This is a genomic window from Pristimantibacillus sp. Z349TD_6, assembly GCF_056173205.1.
The window spans coordinates 221,464-238,232 of sequence record NZ_CM149662.1; the positions used below are offsets into that span (position 1 = coordinate 221,464).

The 16,769-nt window shown below is 46.5% G+C and carries 15 protein-coding genes and 1 tRNA gene; 13 read left to right on the forward strand and 3 right to left on the reverse strand.

Going from position 1 to position 16,769, the window contains the following annotated elements:
- Positions 1 to 9 precede the first annotated feature (9 nt).
- From AC0VYE_RS01095 to AC0VYE_RS01105, 3 genes are all read left to right on the forward strand, one after another.
- Positions 10 to 975 carry a gluconeogenesis factor YvcK family protein gene (locus tag AC0VYE_RS01095; RefSeq protein WP_339206022.1) on the forward strand — a complete coding sequence of 322 codons (966 nt, stop codon included), beginning with the start codon at positions 10 to 12 and terminating at the stop codon, positions 973 to 975.
- Positions 976 to 981: 6 nt separating this feature from the next.
- Positions 982 to 1,911: a DNA-binding protein WhiA gene (gene whiA / locus AC0VYE_RS01100; RefSeq protein WP_076270746.1), complete on the forward strand. Its 930-nt coding sequence runs from the start codon at positions 982 to 984 to the stop codon at positions 1,909 to 1,911.
- Positions 1,912 to 2,116: 205 nt separating this feature from the next.
- The gene (locus AC0VYE_RS01105; RefSeq protein ID WP_028609180.1) at positions 2,117 to 2,386 is read left to right on the forward strand and encodes an HPr family phosphocarrier protein; all 270 of its coding nucleotides are present in this window, start codon (positions 2,117 to 2,119) and stop codon (positions 2,384 to 2,386) included.
- A 177-nt stretch (positions 2,387 to 2,563) separates the two neighbouring features.
- Here the strand turns inward: AC0VYE_RS01105 and clpP are convergent, their stop codons facing one another.
- Complete coding sequence (clpP, locus tag AC0VYE_RS01110) at positions 2,564 to 3,148, reverse strand: ATP-dependent Clp endopeptidase proteolytic subunit ClpP (protein ID WP_169091151.1); 585 nt, start codon at positions 3,146 to 3,148, stop codon at positions 2,564 to 2,566.
- A gap of 316 nt (positions 3,149 to 3,464) precedes the next feature.
- Positions 3,465 to 3,539: transfer RNA gene (locus AC0VYE_RS01115), tRNA-Arg, on the reverse strand.
- 273 nt (positions 3,540 to 3,812) lie between these two features.
- Here AC0VYE_RS01115 and AC0VYE_RS01120 point away from each other — a divergent pair.
- The 10 genes from AC0VYE_RS01120 (at position 3,813) to AC0VYE_RS01165 (ending at position 15,836) form a co-directional block, all read left to right on the forward strand.
- Positions 3,813 to 4,877, forward strand: coding sequence for a sugar-binding transcriptional regulator (locus tag AC0VYE_RS01120; RefSeq protein ID WP_076270745.1), 1,065 nt, complete (start codon positions 3,813 to 3,815; stop codon positions 4,875 to 4,877).
- 88 nt (positions 4,878 to 4,965) lie between these two features.
- Complete coding sequence (gene gap / locus AC0VYE_RS01125; RefSeq protein ID WP_076270744.1) at positions 4,966 to 5,970, forward strand: type I glyceraldehyde-3-phosphate dehydrogenase; 1,005 nt, start codon at positions 4,966 to 4,968, stop codon at positions 5,968 to 5,970.
- 175 nt (positions 5,971 to 6,145) lie between these two features.
- Positions 6,146 to 7,330 (forward strand): phosphoglycerate kinase, encoded by a 1,185-nt coding sequence (locus AC0VYE_RS01130; RefSeq protein ID WP_076270743.1) that lies wholly within the window; start codon positions 6,146 to 6,148, stop codon positions 7,328 to 7,330.
- A 39-nt stretch (positions 7,331 to 7,369) separates the two neighbouring features.
- Positions 7,370 to 8,128, forward strand: a complete 759-nt coding sequence (tpiA, locus tag AC0VYE_RS01135) for a triose-phosphate isomerase (RefSeq protein ID WP_076270742.1) — start codon at positions 7,370 to 7,372, stop codon at positions 8,126 to 8,128.
- Position 8,129: 1 nt separating this feature from the next.
- The gene (gene gpmI, locus AC0VYE_RS01140; RefSeq protein WP_475445489.1) at positions 8,130 to 9,671 is read left to right on the forward strand and encodes a 2,3-bisphosphoglycerate-independent phosphoglycerate mutase; all 1,542 of its coding nucleotides are present in this window, start codon (positions 8,130 to 8,132) and stop codon (positions 9,669 to 9,671) included.
- Positions 9,672 to 9,696: 25 nt separating this feature from the next.
- The gene (gene eno / locus AC0VYE_RS01145; RefSeq protein WP_076270740.1) at positions 9,697 to 10,989 is read left to right on the forward strand and encodes a phosphopyruvate hydratase; all 1,293 of its coding nucleotides are present in this window, start codon (positions 9,697 to 9,699) and stop codon (positions 10,987 to 10,989) included.
- Positions 10,990 to 11,106: 117 nt separating this feature from the next.
- Positions 11,107 to 11,874 carry a sugar phosphate isomerase/epimerase family protein gene (locus AC0VYE_RS01150; RefSeq protein ID WP_475445491.1) on the forward strand — a complete coding sequence of 256 codons (768 nt, stop codon included), beginning with the start codon at positions 11,107 to 11,109 and terminating at the stop codon, positions 11,872 to 11,874.
- A 98-nt stretch (positions 11,875 to 11,972) separates the two neighbouring features.
- Positions 11,973 to 12,209: a preprotein translocase subunit SecG gene (secG, locus tag AC0VYE_RS01155; protein WP_054025946.1), complete on the forward strand. Its 237-nt coding sequence runs from the start codon at positions 11,973 to 11,975 to the stop codon at positions 12,207 to 12,209.
- Between the two features lie 170 nt (positions 12,210 to 12,379).
- Positions 12,380 to 15,379 (forward strand): ribonuclease R, encoded by a 3,000-nt coding sequence (gene rnr, locus AC0VYE_RS01160; protein WP_475445494.1) that lies wholly within the window; start codon positions 12,380 to 12,382, stop codon positions 15,377 to 15,379.
- A gap of 256 nt (positions 15,380 to 15,635) precedes the next feature.
- Positions 15,636 to 15,836 (forward strand): cold-shock protein, encoded by a 201-nt coding sequence (locus AC0VYE_RS01165; RefSeq protein ID WP_028609190.1) that lies wholly within the window; start codon positions 15,636 to 15,638, stop codon positions 15,834 to 15,836.
- Positions 15,837 to 15,924: 88 nt separating this feature from the next.
- On the opposite strand, the gene AC0VYE_RS01170 is transcribed toward AC0VYE_RS01165, so the two are convergent.
- Positions 15,925 to 16,653, reverse strand: a complete 729-nt coding sequence (locus tag AC0VYE_RS01170; protein WP_475445496.1) for a copper homeostasis protein CutC — start codon at positions 16,651 to 16,653, stop codon at positions 15,925 to 15,927.
- Positions 16,654 to 16,769 lie beyond the last annotated feature (116 nt).

A 16,769-nucleotide genomic window follows, 5' to 3' on the forward strand; every position in this document is an offset into this window, starting at 1 on the left:
CACAAGATAATGAGACGGCCTAAAATCGTCGTAATTGGCGGCGGTACAGGTCTCTCTGTTATGCTGCGAGGTCTTAAGGAGAAGCCGCTCGATATTACCGCGATTGTTACGGTTGCCGATGATGGCGGGAGCTCAGGCATTTTACGCAATGAGCTGCAAATTCCGCCTCCGGGTGACATTCGGAACGTACTTATGGCATTAGCGGATGCTGAACCGCTGCTGACTGAGGTTCTTCAGTATCGTTTCAAAACGGTGCCGGGACTTGCAGGCCACAGCCTTGGCAATCTTATGCTGGCAGCAATGACCGATATATCCGGCGACTTTGTAACGGGGATTCGTGAGCTGAGCCGTGTGTTAGCCGTTCGAGGACGGGTTCTGCCCGCAGCGAATCAGGCTATCGTACTTAAAGCGGAAATGGCTGATGGCAGCATTGTCACAGGGGAATCCATGATTCCGAAAGCTGGCAAGGTCATTAAACGAGTATTTTTGGAACCAGCTGATGTCGAACCGCTGCGAGAGGCGGTCGAGGCCATCGAACAGGCCGATGCTATTTTGATTGGACCGGGCAGCTTATATACAAGTATTATTCCAAACTTGCTAGTTCCTAAACTGGCAACTGCCATCGTGGAATCAGAAGCCGTAAAATTATTTGTATGTAATGTAATGACGCAGCCTGGGGAGACTGATAATTATTCGGTAGGCGATCACCTTGATGCCATTCATGCTCATATCGGTCAACATCTATTCGATTATGTCATTGTAAATGACGGCGAAATTCCGCCGCAAATCGAAAGCAGATATGCTGAGCTTGGTGCAAAGGCCGTCCATTTGGATTTAGATGCAGTTACGCAAAAGGGTTATGAAGTCATTGCGGATCGGCTAGTATTGTTTCGCACTTTTCTTCGGCATGATGCCGAACGCTTAAGCCATCATATTTATAAGCTGGTTGAGAACTGGATGTTACGAAAGAGGTGATACACAATGTCATTTGCGGCCCAAACAAAGAAAGAGCTGACATTAATTGAAGCGGACAGCTGCTGTGAGATAGCGGAGCTATCTGCACTCATACGGATGAATGGTTCGGTTAGCGTATCTAGCCGCAAAGTCGTTTTGGACATCTCAACGGAAAATGCCGCGATTGCCAGAAGGATTTATTCCCTGCTCAAAAAACATTATGATGTGCATGTAGAACTGCTTGTCCGTAAAAAGATGAGATTGAAAAAAAATAACGTGTATATTGTCCGTATACCGGCTAGAGTTCAGGAAATATTAAGCGAGCTCAAAATTGTATCGGAAGGTTTTATGTTCAATTTAGGCATCGATAAGGAAATCATTCGCAAGCCTTGCTGCAAACGCTCCTATCTACGGGGTGCGTTTCTTGCTGGCGGATCGGTTAACAATCCAGAGGGTTCATCTTATCATTTGGAAATCTCTTCGATGTACCAAGAGCATTGTGAGTCGTTAGTTGACCTCGCGAACAAATTTGATCTTAACGCGAGATGCATTGAACGAAAAAAGGGATTTATCTTCTACATCAAAGAGGGCGAGAAAATAATCGAGCTCCTCAATATTATTGGTGCGCACCAAGCTCTGTTCAAGTTTGAAGATGTTCGAATCATGCGCGACATGCGCAATTCAGTAAACCGGATCGTAAACTGCGAAACGGCCAATCTAAATAAAACGATTGGTGCAGCTGTTCGTCAGATCGAGAACATTAAGCTGCTTCAACGTGAAGTAGGACTGGATAGCTTGCCTGATAAGCTGAAGGAAGTAGCTGAGATAAGGCTTCAGCATCCGGATATGAATTTGACAGAGGTCGGCGAAATGCTCGGAGGAAAGGTCAGTAAGTCAGGCGTAAACCATCGTTTGCGCAAAATCGACGCACTTGCGGAAAAAATCCGTGGTGTCTGAACTTTTATCCTAGTGCATCAGCTGGTATAATGATATAATAATTTAAAATGACGCAAATTTTAAAGATAAGAATAAGCAGCATTGATACTTACACATCTTATCTTTGTCCGGAAACGAGCTTTTGCAGCCAGAAGACGGCAAACAGAGCCGTATAAGCTTTTGCCGCATGCTAATGATTGAGAAAAATATAGGGGGTATGGTTTCCATGACAAGGCTTCCGGTTGTTGTTCGTCTTAAGACTGGACTACATGCAAGACCAGCAGCATTATTCGTACAAGAAGCGAACAAATTTTCCTCCGAAGTATTTGTAGAGAAAGACGACAAAAAAGTAAATGCTAAATCCATAATGGGTATTATGAGTTTGGCTATCAGTTCTGGCACTGAAGTATCCATTAGTGCTGAGGGTTCGGACGCAGAACAGGCTGTAAACGCTTTAGTCGCTTTGGTAAGCAAAGAAGAGCTGGAGAACCAATAATGAAGAAGGAGAGAAGTCACGCAGGTTCATTATGAACTTGCGGCGGCAGCTCTTTTTTTATATGGAATGTACAATAATCTTACGAATGTGTTTGCAATAAAAAAAGAGCAGGCTCGGATGAATCCGAACTTGCTCTTTTTTGCGTTCAAACCTATTACCTAGCGGAATCGGAATGAATTATGCGAGTTTCTCAATTACTTTATCAACCAAGCCATATTCTTTGGCTTCTGCTGCACTCATGAAGTAATCGCGGTCTGTATCTTTCTCGATACGTTCAAGCGATTGTCCACTGCGCTCTGCCAAAATACCGTTCAGCTTGTCGCGCATGCCGATAATGCGTTTCGCTCGAATGGCGATATCGCTTGCTTGACCTTCTGCACCGCCAAGTGGCTGATGGATCATGACTTCACTGTTCGGAAGCGCGTAACGTTTGCCGATTGCACCTGCAGTAAGCAAGAAAGCACCCATAGAAGCAGCCATACCTACACAAATCGTAGATACATCAGGTTTAATATATTGCATCGTATCGTAAATAGCCATGCCTGCCGTAATTGAGCCGCCCGGGCTGTTAATATAAAGAGAAATGTCCTTCTCAGGGTCGTCTGCCGCCAGGAATAACAATTGAGCGATGATGGAGTTGGCCACCACGTCATTTACACCTGATCCTAGAAAAATAATGCGATCTTTCAGTAGGCGAGAGTAAATGTCATACGCACGCTCACCCCGATTGTTTTGCTCAATAACCATAGGAACGAAATTCATATCCAACGTAAGCCCCCTCCTAAAAAACAATGAATGGTTAAATCGTATTCTCATAATAACGGATGAAAAGTCAAAAGTCAAAGATAGTCAAACAGTTCTGCATTTCCCTTGCTGCGTATACGAAAAAAATGGGATTGAAGTGGATTGGATGAAATAAACAAGCGTAATTTGGAGTGTTTTCCATGAGGCATAGGTTGGATGTTATAGCGGGAGATTAATTACTTGGCCGTTGCTTAAAATAAAAAAAACGTTCCAGCGTATAGGAACGGTTCGTGTGTATCAATATAGAGTTTGAACTTGCGATAATAAAAAGTATTGGCGCGCCCGCAAGGAATCGAACCTAGATCTCAGCCTTCGGAGGGCTGCGTCATATCCATTGGACCACGGGCGCATAAGGAAAAGCTGCTGTTGCTACTATCTGCTTTTGTAAGAAAATAGTCGCAAAAATGATTATATGATATTAAAGATTTTAAAGCAAGCGATGTTCAAAAATTAAATTTGTTAAAAATGCGTTGGAAACCGTTTCCAATTGATAATCGGCTATTGCTACAATCGGTTATTTCCGATAAACTAAAGGTGGGACTTGAAATGATACCGCGGGACATATTGAGTCCAACGTATTTGAAGCGAATACGCTATAGGCCGATGGAGTGAAGGATGAGAAATGCGTCAGATCATTGAACTGCAGCAGCAGCTTGTGCCTGATCTGCTAGAGGTCATGAAGAAACGATATTCGATTTTGCATCAAGTAATGGTATCGGATTTAATCGGACGTCGAACGTTGGCTTCTGTATTATCAATGACGGAGCGTATGCTTCGGGCAGAGACCGATTTCCTAAAGACGCAGGGGCTGCTCGAGATTCATTCGGGAGGCATGCGGATTAGCGATTCAGGCAAGCTTCTATTAGAGCAGCTTGAGCCATTCTACAAGACAATGTTCGGACTATCCGAACTGGAGGAAACGATTCGCAGCCACTACGGCCTATCGCAGGTCATTATAGTTGCTGGCGATTCGGAAGTCTCTGCCCAAACAAAGCGAGAGCTTGGTCGTGCGGGATGTCAGGTGCTTATCAAGGTAATGCAGCCTAACGACGTTGTAGCTGTAACAGGCGGAACGACGATTGCACAGCTGTCGAATCAACTGATTAGTTCTTCTCAGCTGAATACGAACTTGTTCGTACCGGCTAGAGGCGGTCTAGGGGAGAGCTTGGATTATCAAGCGAATACGATTGCTTCCATGATGGCTAAGCGTACAGGAGCGCAGTACAGACTTCTGCATGTGCCGGATCATCTGGGAGAGGAAGCTTTTGCATCTATTATGCAGGAGCCGAACATTCGAGAAATTGTGGATGTCATCCGCAGTGCTCGCATCGTTGTACATGGTATCGGAGATGCTATGGTTATGGCAAGACGCAGGCGGCTAGAGCGTGAAGTTATTGATGCTATGGAAGCTGAGGGTGCTTTGGCGGAGTCGTTCGGGTTTTATTTTGACCGAAAAGGCGCTGTCGTGCACAAAATGCAAACGGTGGGGTTACGGCTCGAGGATATTGTTAAAACTGAAGTTGTTATAGGTGTTGCCGGCGGCAAGAGCAAAGGCGAGGCTATAGCGGCAGTGATGCGCTTTGGACACAATGATGTACTCGTAACGGATGAAGCAGCAGCGCTCGAAATCGTAGCTTTGATCGAACAAGAGAAGCATAGTCAAGAAGAAGGCAATAAGGAATCATGACGCTTTGCAAATTGCTGTTAAGGCATACCTGCAAAATGTCTTGAAATATATTCATAAATCTTTTAAAAACGCTTAGGAGGAAACAAAAATGGTTAAAGTTGGTATTAATGGTTTTGGTCGCATCGGCCGTAACGTATTCCGCGCAGCACTGAACAACCCTGATGTTCAAATCGTGGCAGTAAATGATCTTACGGATACTGCAACACTGGCACATCTTCTGAAATACGATACAACACACGGTCAACTTGACGGTACTGTTGAAGCTAAAGAAGGCGCGCTTATCGTAAATGGCCGCGAAATCAAAGTATTCGCAGAGCGCAACCCTGCAGACCTTCCTTGGGGTTCAGTAGGCGTTGAAATCGTAGTTGAATCAACTGGTATTTTCACAGCGAAAGAAAAAGCTGAGCTTCACTTGCAAGGCGGCGCTAAAAAAGTTATCATCTCCGCACCTGCAACGAACGAAGATATTACAGTAGTTATCGGCGTTAACGAAGATAAATACGACGCTGCGGCACACACCATTATTTCCAACGCTTCTTGCACAACGAACTGCCTAGCACCTTTCGCAAAAGTATTGAACGACAAATTCGGAATCGTAAAAGGTATGATGACTACAATTCACTCATACACAAATGACCAATCCGTTCTTGACGTTCCTCACAAAGACTTGCGTCGTGCTCGCGCAGCTGCTGAGAACATCATTCCTTCTTCAACTGGCGCAGCAAAAGCTGTTGCACTTGTTCTTCCTGAGCTTAAAGGTAAACTAAACGGTATGGCAATGCGCGTTCCTACGCCTAACGTATCTGTAACTGACCTTGTAGCTGAGCTTAAAGTTAACGTTACTGTAGAAGAAGTTAACGCAGCATTGAAAGAAGCTGCTGACGGTCCTCTTAAAGGCATCTTGAACTACAACGAATTGCCGCTTGTATCAAGCGACTACAATAGCGACCCTGCTTCTTCCACAATCGATGGTCTTTCGACTATGGTTGTTGAAGGCAACATGGTTAAAGTTATCTCATGGTACGACAACGAGTGGGGCTACTCGAACCGCGTAGTTGATCTTGCTGCTTACATTGCTAGCAAAGGTCTGTAAGCAAAGAAGACGGACTAAAGACCGCAGCATACCGCGCATGCGGAGCTAAGGTTTTTGATTTGCGGCTTCTAGAGTCGTAAGTCATGGGGGCGTTTCTTCTTTGAAGGAACGCCCTTCTTTTTTTTGTATTCTACCGCTATACCTTTCCATAACACATTTTCGGGAGGCTTCATAGATGAATAAGAAAAGTGTACGTGATGTTGCAGAACTAGCTGGTAAACGAGTATTTGTTCGCGTTGATTTTAACGTGCCGCTTGAAGATGGAAAAATTACGGATGACAAACGTATTCGTGAAACGCTTCCTACAATCAACTTTTTGATCGAAAAAGGCGCAAAAGTTATTCTTGCAAGTCATCTTGGACGTCCGAACGGTCAAGTAGTAGAAGAGCTTCGCCACACAGCTTCCGCAGTACGTCTATCTGAGCTGCTAGGCAAGCAAGTAACGAAAGCGAACGAAGCTATCGGTGAAGCTGTCGAAGCGCAAGTTGCTGCACTAAACAACGGTGATGTGCTATTGCTTGAAAACGTACGTTTCTATGAAGGCGAAGAGAAAAACGATCCAGAACTAGCGAAAGCTTTTGCAAAACTTGCTGACCTGTTCGTAAACGATGCATTCGGCGCTGCTCATCGCGCTCACGCTTCGACAGAAGGCATTGCACACATTTTGCCAGCTGTATCAGGCCTTCTTATGGAGAGAGAGCTTGAAGTACTAGGCAAAGCGCTTAACAACCCAGAGCGTCCTTTCACAGCAATCGTTGGCGGTTCGAAAGTTAAAGACAAAATCGCTGTAATCGATAAAATGCTTGAAATTGCTGACAATGTCATCATTGGCGGCGGCTTGTCTTATACATTCTTCAAAGCACAAGGTCATGAAATCGGCAAATCGCTTGTAGACAACAGCAAGCTTGATTTGGCTCTTGAGTTCATGGAAAAAGCGAAAAAACTAGGCAAAAACTTCTTGATCCCAGTTGATATCGTTGTAACTGACGATTTCAGCGCTAACGCTAACACACAAATCGTTGACGTTGACAGCATCCCTGCTGATTGGGAAGGTATCGACATCGGTCCTAAAACACGTGAACTTTATGCTGATGTAATCAAAAACTCCAAGCTGGTTGTATGGAACGGACCTATGGGCGTATTCGAAATCGAGCCATTCTCCCATGGTACACAAGCCGTTGCTCGCGCTTGCGCAGAAACAGCTGGCTATACTGTAATTGGCGGCGGCGATTCCGCAGCAGCAGCTGAGAAATTCCACCTAGCTGACAAAATGGACTTCATCTCGACAGGCGGCGGCGCTTCCCTAGAGTTTATGGAAGGCAAAGTGCTTCCAGGCGTAGTTGCTCTTAACGATAAATAATACATTTACCCAACTATATAGATTTGAGGAGGATTACGCATGAGCAACAGAACACCGATTATTGCAGGTAACTGGAAAATGTTCAAAACGGTATCCGAGGCTGTAACATTTTTCTCCGAAATTAAAGGTAAAGCTGAAGTTGCAGGTGTAGAGAGCGTGATCTGCGCGCCATACACAACACTTCCGGCACTTGTTGAAGCTGCAAAAGGTACGTCGATTGCTATTGGAGCACAAAACGTACATTTTGAAGACAACGGTGCATTCACAGGTGAAATCAGCGGCGTTATGCTGAAGGATCTTGGTGTGAAATACGTAATTATCGGTCACTCCGAGCGCCGCGCTTATTTCGCGGAATCAGATGAGATCGTAAACAAGAAGGTTCATGCTTCCTTCAAAAATGGCTTGCTTCCTATCGTTTGTGTAGGCGAGAAGCTGGAAGAGCGCGAAGCTGGACAAACAAAAGAAGTATGCAAAGTGCAAACAGAAGCGGCTTTTGTTGGCCTATCTGCAGCACAAGCGGCTGAGGTTGTTATCGCTTATGAGCCAATCTGGGCTATCGGTACAGGCAAATCTTCTACTTCCGAGGATGCACAAGATGTTATCGGTTATATCCGCAGCGTTGTTGCTGGTCTTTACGATCAAGCGACTGCTGATGCGGTTCGCATTCAATACGGCGGCAGCGTGAAGCCTAATAACGTAGCGGAGTACATGGGTCAAGCTGATATTGACGGTGCACTTGTTGGAGGCGCGAGCTTGGAGCCTGCATCCTACATCGCACTGGTCGAGGGGGCCAAGTAATATGGCTGCTCCGAAACCTGTAGCGCTTATTATTCTCGACGGCTTCGGTTTGCGCGATGATGTAACGGGCAACGCGGTTGCACAAGCAAACAAACCAAACTATGACCGTTATTGGTCAACTTATCCGCATACGACATTGACAGCATGCGGCGAAGCGGTTGGACTTCCTGAAGGTCAAATGGGCAACTCTGAGGTTGGCCACTTGAACATCGGCGCAGGCCGCATCGTTTATCAGGATTTGACTCGTATTAGTAAATCGATCCGCGATGGTGAATTTTACGACAATGAGACGATCCTTGGTGCTGTTCGCCATGTAAAAACAAATAGCAAAAAGCTTCATCTATACGGCTTGCTGTCGGATGGAGGCGTTCATAGCCACATTGAGCATTTGTTCGCATTGCTCGATCTAGCGAAGAAGGAAGAGCTTGAAGAAGTGTACATTCATGCTTTCCTTGATGGCCGCGACGTGTCCCCGGACAGTGCAAAGGGCTATTTAGAGCGTCTTCAAGCCAAAATCGAAGAGGTTGGCGTAGGCCGCATTGCGACGGTTCAAGGCCGTTACTATGCAATGGACCGCGACAAGCGTTGGGAGCGTACGGAGAAATCCTACCGCGCTATGGTATATGGCGAGGGTCCTCAATATTTCGATCCGATTCAAGCGGTAGTTGAATCCTACGAGAAATCGGTTTATGATGAATTCGTTATGCCAACGGTTATTGTAGACGGTGAAAACAAGCCAGTTGGCCTTGTTGAATCCGAGGACGCAGTGATTTTCTTCAACTTCCGTCCTGACCGTGCGATTCAATTGTCGCAAGTATTCACGAACGAGGACTTCCGCGGCTTTGACCGTGGCGAGAAGCGCCCTGTTAATCTGTATTTCGTCTGCTTGACGCTATTCAGTGAAACCGTTGGCGGATTCGTTGCGTATTCACCAAAGAACCTTGATAATACGCTTGGCGAAGTGCTCGTGCAAAACAACAAGACTCAATTACGTACTGCAGAAACAGAAAAATATCCGCACGTTACATTTTTCTTCAGCGGCGGACGCGATCATGAGCTTCCTGGCGAAACTCGTGTGCTTATTAACTCCCCTAAGGTCGCAACGTACGATCTCAAGCCGGAAATGAGCGCATATGAGCTAGCTGAGTCCACGGTACGCGAGATTGAATCTGACAAGCATGACGCAATCATTCTGAATTTCGCCAACCCTGATATGGTAGGGCACTCCGGCATGCTGGAGCCTACGATCAAAGCGGTTGAAGCGACGGATGAGTGCCTTGGCAAAGTAGTGGAAGCAGTACTAGCCAAAGGCGGCGTCTGCATCATCACGGCTGACCATGGTAATGCTGACATGGTGTTCGACGAGAATGGCCGTCCGTTTACGGCACATACAACGAACCCGGTTCCGCTTATCGTAACGAAAGCAGGCGAGACTCTTCGCGAAGGCGGTATTCTTGCAGATATCGCACCAACAGTTCTTGATCTGCTTGAGCTTGCAAAACCAGCTGAAATGACAGGCATTACATTAATCAACAAAAAATAAAACTTTAAAAGGAGTGTTTTCTCTCATGTCAATTATCGTTGATGTATACGCACGCGAAGTGCTTGATTCCCGCGGGAATCCAACTGTAGAAGTAGAGGTTTCCCTTGAGTCTGGCGGCAAAGGCCGTGCAATCGTTCCATCCGGCGCTTCTACTGGCGCATACGAAGCTGTTGAGCTTCGTGACGGCGACAAATCCCGTTACCTTGGTAAAGGCGTTTTGAAAGCTGTTGAAAATGTTAACACTGAAATCGCTCCTGAAATCATTGGCCTTGACGCTCTTGATCAAGTAGCTATCGACCGCAAAATGATCGAGCTTGATGGTACGCCAAACAAAGCTAAGCTAGGCGCTAACGCAATTCTAGCTGTATCGATGGCAGTAGCTCGCGCAGCTGCTGACGCTCTTGATGTACCTCTTTACACTTACCTTGGCGGATTCAACGCTAAGACGCTTCCAGTTCCAATGATGAACATCATCAACGGCGGCGAGCACGCTGACAACAACATCGACGTTCAAGAATTTATGGTTCTTCCTGTTGGTGCTGAAAGCTTCAAAGAAGCGCTTCGTATCGGCGCTGAAATTTTCCACAACCTAAAAGCAGTATTGCATGATAAAGGCCTAAACACAGCTGTTGGCGACGAAGGCGGCTTTGCTCCTAACCTTGGTTCAAACGAAGAAGCAATTACTACAATTATCTCGGCTATCGAGCGCGCAGGCTACAAGCCAGGCGTTGACGTATTCCTAGGTATGGACGTTGCTTCCACTGAGTTCTTCAAAGACGGCAAATACGTGCTTGCAGGCGAAGGCAAATCGTTTACACCTGCTGAGTTCGTTGACCTACTTGCTTCATGGGCTGACAAATACCCAATCCTTACAATCGAAGACGGCTGTTCTGAAGACGATTGGGATGGTTGGAAATTGCTTACTGAGAAGCTTGGCAAAAAAGTTCAACTCGTTGGTGACGATCTGTTCGTTACGAACACTGAGCGTCTATCCGATGGTATCGACAAAGGCGTAGGTAACTCTATCCTTGTAAAAGTTAACCAAATCGGTACGCTTACTGAAACTTTTGATGCAATCGAAATGGCTAAACGCGCTGGTTACACAGCAGTTATCTCTCACCGTTCAGGCGAGAGCGAAGACAGCACAATCGCTGACATCGCTGTAGCTACAAACGCTGGCCAAATCAAAACAGGCGCTCCTTCCCGTACGGACCGCGTTGCGAAATACAACCAATTGCTTCGCATTGAGGACCAACTTGGTTCGACAGCTCAATACGCTGGCAAATCAGCTTTCTACAACTTGAAACACGTAAAATAAGACGCATTTAGCGGCTTATATAGAAGGGTATGCCTCATCAGGCATACCCTTCTTTTTTTTTCGCTCGTACAGGACATAATAAGAGGGTAAAGCATCAACGATTAGGCGGTGTGTTGATTGGCGAAACCTGTTATAGGCATTCAAATGTATTCTCTTCGTGATCAAACGGAGATTGATTTTTTGTCCACGCTGGAGAAGGTAGCCAAGATCGGCTATAAAGCGGTAGAATTCACAGGGTATTTCAAAATGCCGGCCAAAGAGTTGAAAAGCAAAATGGATGAACTCGGATTAATTGCCCCCTCTGTTCATGTACCTTTGAATTTTAGCGACACCAAGCAAATGGAGTCTGATTTTGAAGGGCAAATTGAATATGCCATGGAGCTTGATGTCACTTATATTATTACGCCTTGGTCGCCGCTTCCTGAACTTCCGACAAAGGATAATGTGCAGTATTTAGTTGATGTTTTCACAAAATGCGCAAAGCAGGTGAAGGCAACAGGAATGCAATACGGCTACCATAATCATGATTTTGAATTTAAGCTGGTGGAGAAGAAGCCAATTATCGATCATATTTTGTCGGATGTTCCAGAGGAGCACTTGCAGATGGAGTTTGATCTGGGCTGGATTTATATTGCGGGTTATAAACCGGCTGATTATTTGAAAAAATATAAGGGACGCGTTCCTTGCGTACATTTGAAAGACTTTTTGAAAGGGCGAAAGGATGCTGAAATCGGCAAAGGCGAGGTAGGTTATGATGAGCTGTTAAAAGAGCTTGAGCCTGCAGGCGTTAAGTATATGTTCGTGGAGCAGGAGCAATTCAGCTCAAGCTCTCTTGATAGCGCAGCAAATAATTTCAACTATTTAAAAGAGCATGGCTTTGCGTGAACAGCGAGAATAAGGCCTGTCCTATTGTAATTTACGCCCATCTATGGTACACTCGATTTATGTGTTTCTACGGAGCTCCTATGCTGGAGGTGGAATGAATGGATATCATATTGAAAATCGTGCTTGTTATATTTTCTGTCGGCCTTATTGCTGTCGTATTGTTGCAAAAAGGTAAGAGTGCAGGCTTGTCCGGAGCGATTACGGGTGGCGCTGAGCACCTTTTCGGAAAACAGAAAGCGCGCGGTTTGGATTTGTTCTTGCAACGTTTGACAGTTGCTCTAGCAGCTGGTTTCTTCATATTGGCGCTTGTTGTATCTTACTTCGTAAAACAATAACGGACACACACGCAGAAAGCGAGGATATTCCTCGCTTTTTTTGTATTTTCATCATATTCACGGATGCGGGGCTTCCATTTCGTGTATACTACAAGTTATATGATAATCTATCAACCTGCTGCAAATGGCGCTAGAGCAATATGGCAGGTTTATGAGGAGAAAAACTAATAATGATTAATTACGAGCAGGAACTGCTTGATTTTATGAGAGAGACGGCGTATAAGCCGATGACGTACCAAGAGCTTGAGAAACATTTTGGTATCGTAGATGCAGTGGAGTTTAAGGAGTTCCTTAAGCTGCTGAATAAATTAGAGGATGAAGGCAAAATCATTCGTACGCCAAATGATCATTACGGCGTGCCGGAACGAATGAACTTATTGCGCGGCAAGCTGCAATCGCATGCGAAGGGCTTCGGTTTTCTAATCCCGGATGAGAAGGATCATGGAGATGTGTATTTGCACGCCAATGATTTGAAGAGCGCAATGAACGGAGACATCATTCTGGTTCGTGTCACTTCGAGAAGTGAGCATGGGGGCCGGATGGAGGGCGAAGTCGTCCGTATTGTAGAACGTGCCGTTACGCAAATTGTAGGAACGTTCGAGGATCACGAGGTTTATGCTTTTGTCGTGCCGGATGATAAACGGATCAATCGGGATATCTTTATACCAAAAGGCGGCTATCAAGGAGCTGTCTCCGGACAGAAGGTCGTCGTTAAAATTGTTTCCTATCCAGAAGGCCGTTCTGCAGCTGAAGGGGAAATTGTCGAAATTTTGGGACATAAAAATGATCCCGGTGTCGACATCCTGTCGATTATTCGCAAGCATCAGCTGCCAGAAGGCTTTCCTGATGAAGTAATGAGAGAAGCCGAAGCGGCACCTGACTCTATTACAGACGATGAAATTGTTCAGCAAGGCAGACGAGATCTTCGCGATGAGGTCATCGTGACAATAGACGGCGAGGACGCAAAAGATCTAGATGACGCGGTGCATGTGAAGCGTCTGGAGAACGGCAATTATTTGTTAGGTGTACATATTGCCGATGTCGGCTACTACGTAAAAGAAAATTCAGAGCTCGATCAAGAAGCATACCTTAGAGGCTGCAGCGTATATTTGGTGGATCGCGTTATTCCGATGCTGCCGCATCGTTTGTCGAATGGCATATGTTCGCTCAATCCACAGGTTGATCGTCTGACGCTTTCATGTGAGATGGAATTTGATGCGGCGACGCTTAAGCGTGTACGTCATGATGTGTTTACGAGTGTGATTCGCACGAAAGAGCGTATGACCTATACGAATGTGAAAAAAATACTGACTGCAACGGAAGAAGAGCCGCAAACCGAGCTGAAAGAGCGTTACGCCAGCTTGCTTGATATGTTCGGTTTAATGGAGGATCTAGCGATGCGTCTTCGTTCAAAACGAATGAAGCGCGGTGCGATTGACTTCGACTTCCAAGAGTCTAAAGTTATCGTGGATGAGAACGGCAAAGCGGTTGATATTGTGAAACGTGAGCGTTCGGTAGCGGAGCAAATCATCGAGGAATTTATGCTCGTGGCAAATGAAACGGTTGCTGAGCATTTTCACTGGCTGCGCGTTCCGTTCCTTTACCGGATCCATGAAGATCCGACACAAGAGAAATTGCTTAACTTCGTTCAGTTTGCAGCAAACTTCGGTTATGTCGTGAAAGGCAAAGGCAATTCCATTCATCCAAAAGCATTGCAGACGCTGCTTGAGGACATTCGCGGCACGAAGGAAGCGACTGTTATTTCCACGGTGATGCTTCGTTCGATGAAGCAGGCGAAATACGATGCGGAGAGCTTGGGGCATTTTGGCCTTGCAGCTGAGTTTTATTCACACTTTACATCGCCAATTCGTCGCTATCCTGATTTGGTCATTCACCGTATCATTCGCGAGGTGCTTGATGGCAAGGGCCAATTGACGGAAGCAAGACATGAATCGCTAACGGCAAGGATGCCGGAAATTGCGCAGCATTCCTCGGAACGCGAGCGTGTAGCGGTTGATGCAGAGCGTGACACAGAGCAGTTGAAAAAATGTGAATTCATGCTCGATAAAGTGGGCGAAGAGTTCGAAGGCATTATTAGCAGCGTAACGAGCTTCGGCATGTTTATCGAATTGGACAATTCGGTCGAAGGTTTGATTCGTTTGAGCGATATGTCTGATGATTACTATAACTTCCATGAGCAGCATATGATATTGGTCGGCGAGCGTACGTCCAAGGTGTACCGAATTGGCGATGAAGTTAAAATTCGCGTTACTCGGGTAAGTATGACGGAGCACACGATTGATTTCGAGCTCGTAGATATGAAGCCGCGCAGCGGCTATAAAGGCATACCAAGCAGCGGTTTTGGCGGCGGCGAACGCGGCGGCAAAAAACGCGGTGGTTTCGGTGATCGCAATCGCGGCGGCAGAGGCGAGCGCACAGGAAGTGCGGGCGGCAAAGGTCAAGGCGGTGCTGGCAAAGGCCAAGGTGGCGCAAGCGAAGTTTACCGTGGCAAAAACGAGCGTGGAGCAAGCGCGGCTGGCAAAGGCCAAGGCGGTGCAGCCGAAGGTTATCGTGGTAAAACGGATCGCGGTGCAAACTCGGGAGGTAAAGGTCAAGGCGGTGCAGCCGAGGGCGGCCGCGGCAAAGGTCGCGGAGGCAAAGGCGGACGCGGCGGATTTGGCGGCGGCGTCGACCGCAGCGTAGTTGGTATTGTCGAGCAGGCCAATCCATGGCGCATCGATGCACCTGATAGCGGGCGCGGCGGCAAGCGGCGCGGACGTGGCGGCGAAGGCGCAGCCGGAGCTGGCGTGAACGACGGTGGAAATCCGGCGGAGCGTGGGCCGGGGCAAGAGGCGGATACGTCGCCGGGCAACGGTAGAGATTCATCGCGCGGGAACAATGCGCGTACGGATATGTGGGGCCTGCCCATCCGCAATAGCGGCGGGCCAGGCGGAAATGGTCGTGGAGCCGGGCAGCGGCGGAGCGATGGAAGTGGCGGCGGCGCGAAGCGGCGGCATACGCCGCAGGGCGGCGTGGTCGGTAGTGAGCGAGGCGCGGAATTGCCGAGCGTGGAAGGCAGCGGCGGCGATGCAGTGAAGAGCAAGCGGAAGAAAAAAAGCGGAGGCGGCGGCAACGCCACAGCTGCTTTTGTCCGGAAAAATCGCAAATAAATAAGGGCGGCGACTTCCGTTCTATGGCATAATTGGAAGTCGCCGCGATCTGGGCAATTTGGGAAAATATATTTAAGCTCGTCACTTGCATTTTAATTCTGGGTATAGTACACTCAAATCAATCGATAATATGAACCTGAATTCACATATTGAAAAGGGTATCATTATAGTCATGAAACCCTTTCCAATGTGTGAATTTTTTGTTTAAAGACAAACCAGGCGCATATTAATATTATTTTTTTGGAGGTTTTTACACATGCAACAAGGTACAGTTAAATGGTTTAACGCAGAAAAAGGTTTCGGCTTTATCGAAGTTGAAGGCGGCAACGATGTATTCGTACATTTCTCCGCAATCACTGGCGAAGGCTTCAAAACTCTTGAAGAAGGACAACGCGTAGAATTTAACGTTGTTCAAGGCAACCGTGGACCACAAGCAGAAAACGTTGTAAAGCTGTAGTAGCTTACGAACGTTGATAAAACCGCCTTTGACCTTTTAGGTTGAGGGCGGTTTTTTTGTGCATAAAAGGAGCTTCTGTTTTGTTTCTTTATAGGAATTCGTTAAGTAATTGACGGGCATGACGAACGAGCATTCCATCGATAGGAGAATCTGTTCCACCGGTTCTAACACCAGTTCCGAGATGAACGGCTTGTGCTCCGGTAGATTTTATGAAGGTAGGCAATGAAGGAACCGATAGACCGCTTCCTGGGAGTATGGTAACAGTATGTCCAATACTTTGTTTAACCAACCTATTAATTTCATCTGTTGCTTCAAGAACGCTCGGTTTACCGCCTGAGGTAAGTATCCATTTGATTTGAGGGTATTTTAGGAGTGTGGTTAACGCCTCTTCTTGGTCAGGTACCTCATCAAATGCTCGGTGGAAGGTAACAGGACGATCGCCGGCAGCTTCCAATAAACTTTCTAAAGCATCTGTATTAATAGTCCCATCAAGCTGAAGCGTGCCTAAGACGAACGCATGAACGCCTAATGTACGCATTCTGATCATTTGAGCCGTCATTTCACTAAGATCTGCCTTATCGTAAACAAAGGACTTGCTATGAGGCCTAACCATCGCATGTACGGGATATACTTTAGTTATAGGTGTGTGATTAGCTTGCTCGAGCCGTTTTAACGCCTCAAGCACCGAAACCGTAACGTCCTCTTGTGGAGTTAGTCCACCTTCTTCAAAGGCGGATATAAGCTCTACACGGTCCGCACCGTGCACTACAGCTGTAACCGCTTCATCTGCAGTCGTAGCAATGATTTCAAGCAGCATGGGAAATCTCCTTTTTGGGCTGAGCGACAGAGTGTGATGCTCCATGGCCGCCTTGATTTTCGTTGTTAAAGTTGTTACAATGAACACCAGTATATATGCAACCATTATTTTAGCTT

Bases quoted from the DNA above. Each gene is read 5' to 3' on its own strand.
- whiA (WP_076270746.1), top strand. From the start codon at position 982: ATGTCATTTGCGGCCCAAACAAAGAAAGAGCTGACATTAATTGAAGCG.
- clpP (WP_169091151.1), bottom strand. From the start codon at position 3,148: ATGAATTTCGTTCCTATGGTTATTGAGCAAAACAATCGGGGTGAGCGT.
- AC0VYE_RS01165 (WP_028609190.1), top strand. From the start codon at position 15,636: ATGCAACAAGGTACAGTTAAATGGTTTAACGCAGAAAAAGGTTTCGGC.
- gap (WP_076270744.1), top strand. From the start codon at position 4,966: ATGGTTAAAGTTGGTATTAATGGTTTTGGTCGCATCGGCCGTAACGTA.
- AC0VYE_RS01130 (WP_076270743.1), top strand. From the start codon at position 6,146: ATGAATAAGAAAAGTGTACGTGATGTTGCAGAACTAGCTGGTAAACGA.
- secG (WP_054025946.1), top strand. From the start codon at position 11,973: ATGGATATCATATTGAAAATCGTGCTTGTTATATTTTCTGTCGGCCTT.
- AC0VYE_RS01120 (WP_076270745.1), top strand. From the start codon at position 3,813: ATGCGTCAGATCATTGAACTGCAGCAGCAGCTTGTGCCTGATCTGCTA.
- tpiA (WP_076270742.1), top strand. From the start codon at position 7,370: ATGAGCAACAGAACACCGATTATTGCAGGTAACTGGAAAATGTTCAAA.
- AC0VYE_RS01170 (WP_475445496.1), bottom strand. From the start codon at position 16,653: ATGCTGCTTGAAATCATTGCTACGACTGCAGATGAAGCGGTTACAGCT.
- rnr (WP_475445494.1), top strand. From the start codon at position 12,380: ATGATTAATTACGAGCAGGAACTGCTTGATTTTATGAGAGAGACGGCG.
- AC0VYE_RS01095 (WP_339206022.1), top strand. From the start codon at position 10: ATGAGACGGCCTAAAATCGTCGTAATTGGCGGCGGTACAGGTCTCTCT.
- gpmI (WP_475445489.1), top strand. From the start codon at position 8,130: ATGGCTGCTCCGAAACCTGTAGCGCTTATTATTCTCGACGGCTTCGGT.
- eno (WP_076270740.1), top strand. From the start codon at position 9,697: ATGTCAATTATCGTTGATGTATACGCACGCGAAGTGCTTGATTCCCGC.
- AC0VYE_RS01105 (WP_028609180.1), top strand. From the start codon at position 2,117: ATGACAAGGCTTCCGGTTGTTGTTCGTCTTAAGACTGGACTACATGCA.